Raw genomic sequence first — 3,418 nt, 5'->3', positions numbered from 1 at the left:
ATGCGTCAACGTATTGCTCGATTGGTCAGAAAGACGCTTTCGTTTTCTAAGAAATTAGAGAATCATATTGGTGCTATTTGGCTTTTTATCCACCATTACAATAAATCCTTACATGTTTAGCACTACCGTCGCTTGTTTGTGATATACTTTGAATATCCTAATGTTTTTGTTATGAAGACTCAAATTGGACGGTGGGGTAACTCTCTAGCTATTCGGATTCCAAAATATATTGCTGAAGAATTAGCCTTAACAGTGAATGGTGAAGTTGATTGTCAATTAAAAGATGGCGCTCTAGTAGTTCAGCCAGTAAATAAATTTGGCAAATATACGCTTCAACAATTGATAGCAGAAGAATTAGAAGCAGATCCCGAAATTGAGTGGGGACAAGCTATGGGCGAAGAAGAATGGTAGACTACATCCCAAATAGAGGAGACTTTATTAGGATAAACTTCGACCCACAATCTGGTCATGAACAAATGGGTAATCGCCCTGCTTTAGTAGTAAGTCAGACCCAATTCAATCGATATCGTGGCTTTGCTTTAGTGTGTCCAGTAAGTAACACTAAAAGGCGTAATCCTTTCTATATAACTATTCCTACCGCTCTGTCAATTACTGGTGTAATTATGACGGACCAATTGCGTTCGCTTGATTATCGATCTAGAGAGGCAATATCGATTGGTACTTGCCCAGAGGAGCTACTAACAGAAGTCCTAAACCGGATCTACCCAATCTTATTTTGATTGAACTTGAGAAAGTAATATCAAACCGATAACCCCGGTCCGCGATCGCTCTTCTGCTGTCCTCCTGCTAACTGCGCCTGTCTTAGTGGCAGTTTTTGGTTAATACTCACCAAGCGTTCCATTGCTTGCGACGAATTAAACCCTTGGACAAAAGAGCGCATTTCAACTGTTTGGGGATTTCTGTACCAAGTTTGATAAGCTGAAAATTGCTTGTTCCACTGCCCCAACTGACTCTCTTTGTGCTGCTTATGGGTGATCGCATTTTCTAACTTACTTGCAGTTTGCTCAAGCCCAGCAATGGCTGCATCGTACTTTCCATTCCAGTTACGCAGGGGATTATTCTGCATAGTTTCCACTGCTACCAAAGCATCAGATTGTTCTCTGCCCAGAATATTAATTTGATTTACTAATTGACCAACCTCGTTGTGGAGAGCTTGTATTTCAACTTCTTTGGGCGGTTTGGTTGGCGCAGCTTTGAAATAACCATCAACAGCTTGGTGGAGGAGAAGAAACTCGTTATCGGGAAGTTGGTTAATTTGCTCCTCTACTGCCAACTTTTTGAACCGAGCCTGTAAATCTGACTGCATTGTTGTGACTACCTTTTCTGTTAGCGGTTCACCCTGCTTAAAATTAGTCCCAATCTCCGAGATCCGCTCTAGATATTTTGAGGATTTATTGAGTTCTCGCGCGGCTTTATACCAATCTCGCAATGTCACCAGCGATGGACTTTCTGACTGTATGGAAGCGAATTTTTCTCCTGCAAGCTTATCTACTCGATCTACAACTTGCTGAAAAATCTGCATCGGGTCTACCAAGTTTTCCGCAGTATCAGTGGAGGTAGGAGGTAGATTTGATGAAGAGTGAGTTGCTGAAGCTTCTACCCTTCTTACTTGGGGTTTGTTTTCCTTTATCACTTCAACAGGGCTTTGAGGTTCGCTTTTTGTAGCAGAAGCGTTCGAGCTTAATCCAACGTCAAATAAGCTTAATTGGATTCCTTGCGGCTCTTGTTCTAGCGTTGATTTAGAAGTAGTAGAAGTCTTGCGTTTTGCCTGTTTAGTCGTGGTAGTTGAATTTGAGGCAATTGGCTGAAGGTTTAATTGCGACTGCTCTTGGCGATCGGGAACAACAGGTTTTACAACCTCTAAATCTGGTGCTACTGGCAGTGATGGTTCAGGAACCTCCACTACTACCGAATCTGAGGCTTCAGCTTCTTGTTGGTTTGACTGCAATAGCGACTGCTGTTTTTCAATAAAAGCGATACGGGCAGGTTCAGCAAAGCCTTGTTCCAGCAAGTTTTTACTAAAGGTTTGGGCAAATCCTCGATCTAGGCTACGGTACTCACCGCCATTAAGAGGATTTTGCGTAGCAGTCTCAGTTAATGTCAACTGACCTTGAGAGGAAATGCGAAAAACCATTTCCGCATCCATAAATAAGTCACCGTACCTATCTTCGAGATAGTGAGTTGCGTACAATTGTTGCCCGTGCCGTTCGATGATTAAAGGAATAAACGGTTTGTTCTCAACTTTGAGGTGGAAGTCCTCACCGTTCAGAATTTCAGTGGCTAATTCTGCCTGGTGTAGGAGTTTGGCAATATTTTTTTCCGCCGCCCCATTTTGATTATTAGCTGAAGCTATTTGTACAGCTTGATTGTTGCCTACTTCGTTAGGTGCGCTCGTCGCAATCGTAGAATCAGCATCAGCAGTAATTGCCTCGGAGGCAGTAGAAAGGCGATCGCTTTGAGTATTACTCTCTAAAGGAGCTATTGTTTCAAAAGTTTGTGGCAGACTATCAGTTCTGGCATTTTGAGGAGAACGAGTAACCGTTTGACGAGGGGCTTCAGGATTGATTTCATTGCACAGCTCCCAGGATGGTAAAGACTTCCCCAGCATTTCCCGTGCTAGATTTTTATCACTCGCAGCACCCACTACCCATCTTGCACAAAGGTAGCTCAACACCGCATCCGTTTTGTCGGCGCTAACGCTAACGGTCATAATGCTTTCGGACTTAGTATTGTTGCCCTGGCGTACCGATTGGGTTTTAGAGACAAAATCCCCAGTTAGTTGCAGCAAACCCTCATTTTTGAAGTATATTCCCCCTTGCGCCGTAGCTTTAGGAGTTTTCAGGATAATTCCCCCTGTATTTGTACTCCTGAGATCGGCAATAACAGTCAAGTTTTCGTCTTCAGTTTTTACGACTCCCGCTCTTTGAGTCTTATGAAATAAAAACTGCTTGACTTGCTCGGAAGAACCAAGGACGACAGGCTTAAGATCCATATCTACTACTGGGTCAAACCCGCGTCGCAACAAGTAAACGGGGTGAATTTGACCCAAGTTATCGCTAACTTGGGCAAATTTCCCCGTTAATTCGGTAGCTAAGACCTGTCCTGTTACCAAATAACGCTTCTCTTTCGACTCGCTTTGCCTTTGGTCGAACAGATCGTAGATAGAAACTTCGGTAGTGCCAAATATGTAAGGATAAGTGTAAAGAGTACGTAGAAAGAGTTGTATGAGTGAGGAGAAGTTAAATTGTCCAAAATGCGGGTCAGAAAAAATACAGCAGTTCTTGATAGAGTAAAATACAGTTAAAGAGTAAACTCAACCTGAAGCCGAATGAAAGCATACTCTGTAGACCTGCGCCAGAAAGTTATTGATGCGTACAACCAGCGAGAGGGGTCACAG

3 protein-coding genes and 1 pseudogene are annotated in these 3,418 nt (G+C 43.0%); 3 read left to right on the top strand and 1 reads right to left on the bottom strand.

Translation table 11 applies throughout. The annotated features are described in order from the left end of the window. The 3 genes and pseudogenes from AC2VE5_RS24860 to AC2VE5_RS24850 all read left to right on the top strand — a co-directional run. A pseudogene (locus AC2VE5_RS24860) lies at positions 1-120 on the top strand (IS1 family transposase); the annotation flags it as partial. Positions 121-171: 51 nt separating this feature from the next. Further along, positions 172-411: an AbrB/MazE/SpoVT family DNA-binding domain-containing protein gene (locus AC2VE5_RS24855; RefSeq protein ID WP_486890286.1), complete on the top strand. Its 240-nt coding sequence runs from the start codon at positions 172-174 to the stop codon at positions 409-411. Then, positions 405-740: a type II toxin-antitoxin system PemK/MazF family toxin gene (locus tag AC2VE5_RS24850; RefSeq protein WP_486890285.1), complete on the top strand. Its 336-nt coding sequence runs from the start codon at positions 405-407 to the stop codon at positions 738-740. Before AC2VE5_RS24855 ends, AC2VE5_RS24850 begins: the two co-directional genes overlap by 7 nt. Positions 741-760: 20 nt before the next feature. Here AC2VE5_RS24850 and AC2VE5_RS24845 read toward each other — a convergent pair whose 3' ends face one another. Next, positions 761-3,133, bottom strand: coding sequence for a DUF6908 domain-containing protein (locus tag AC2VE5_RS24845; RefSeq protein WP_486890284.1), 2,373 nt, complete (start codon positions 3,131-3,133; stop codon positions 761-763). Positions 3,134-3,418: the final 285 nt, after the last annotated feature.

The organism is Aliterella sp. E5.1 (genome assembly GCF_057473825.1).
Note: the sequence above shows the minus strand (reverse complement) of the source record. Positions and strands in the feature narration are given on the sequence as shown.

What these genes read in the sequence shown, in the direction of transcription:
- AC2VE5_RS24855 (WP_486890286.1), top strand. Translation starts at nt 172, where the DNA reads ATGAAGACTCAAATTGGACGGTGGGGTAACTCTCTAGCTATTCGGATT.
- AC2VE5_RS24850 (WP_486890285.1), top strand. Translation starts at nt 405, where the DNA reads ATGGTAGACTACATCCCAAATAGAGGAGACTTTATTAGGATAAACTTC.